We start from the raw sequence: 1,245 nt of genomic DNA on the forward strand, positions 1-1,245 counted from the left end.
CCTCAGACTGCTTTGAAACTTATGAACGGCACAAACGCTAATACTCAGGTCCTATAGCCTACAGCGTTATAGGATCAAGCGACTAAGTGCATATGGTGGATGCCTTGGCGATCACAGGCGATGAAGGACGTAGTAGCCTGCGAAAAGCTGCGGGGAGCTGGCAAACAAGCTTTGATCCGCAGATATCCGAATGGGGAAACCCACTGCAGCAATGCAGTATCCCTAGCTGAATACATAGGCTAGTGGAAGCGAACCGGGTGAACTGAAACATCTCAGTAGCTCGAGGAAAAGAAATCAACCGAGATTCCGAAAGTAGTGGCGAGCGAAATCGGATGAGCCTTTACGTTTTAGCGCGCAGGATAGTCGAACGGAATGGAAAGTCCGGCCGTAGCAGGTGATAGCCCTGTAGACGAAATTCTGTGTGTGGAACTAAGCGTAAGACAAGTAGGGCGGGACACGTGAAATCCTGTTTGAAGATGGGGGGACCATCCTCCAAGGCTAAATACTCGTGATCGACCGATAGTGAACCAGTACCGTGAGGGAAAGGCGAAAAGAACCCCGGAAGGGGAGTGAAATAGATCCTGAAACCGTATGCATACAAACAGTAGGAGCCTCCTTGTGGGGTGACTGCGTACCTTTTGTATAATGGGTCAGCGACTTACATTCAGTGGCAAGGTTAACCGAATAGGGAAGCCGTAGCGAAAGCGAGTCCGAATAGGGCGATTTAGTCGCTGGGTGTAGACCCGAAACCAGATGATCTATCCATGGCCAGGTTGAAGGCACGGTAACACGTGCTGGAGGACCGAACCCACTAATGTTGAAAAATTAGGGGATGAGCTGTGGATAGGGGTGAAAGGCTAAACAAATCTGGAAATAGCTGGTTCTCTCCGAAAACTATTTAGGTAGTGCCTCAAGTATTACTGCGGGGGGTAGAGCACTGTTATAGCTAGGGGGTCATGGCGACTTACCAAACTATGGCAAACTCCGAATACCCGCAAGTACAGCTTGGGAGACAGAGCACCGGGTGCTAACGTCCGGACTCAAGAGGGAAACAACCCAGACCGCCAGCTAAGGTCCCGAATTATCGCTAAGTGGGAAACGAAGTGGGAAGGCATAGACAGTCAGGAGGTTGGCTTAGAAGCAGCCATCCTTTAAAGAAAGCGTAATAGCTCACTGATCGAGTCGTCCTGCGCGGAAGATGTAACGGGGCTAAGCGATAAACCGAAGCTGCGGGTGTGCACTTTT

The 1,245-nt window shown here is 50.4% G+C and carries 1 rRNA gene (only partly in view); it reads left to right on the forward strand.

Features of this window, described 5'->3' with window-relative positions:
• Window positions 1-72: 72 nt before the first annotated feature.
• Window positions 73-1,245 (forward strand): 23S ribosomal RNA (locus tag KVT32_RS27530) (it continues 1,470 nt past the right edge of the window).

The organism is Achromobacter sp. GbtcB20, assembly GCF_019091095.1.
GTDB lineage: Bacteria > Pseudomonadota > Gammaproteobacteria > Burkholderiales > Burkholderiaceae_B > Achromobacter > Achromobacter mucicolens.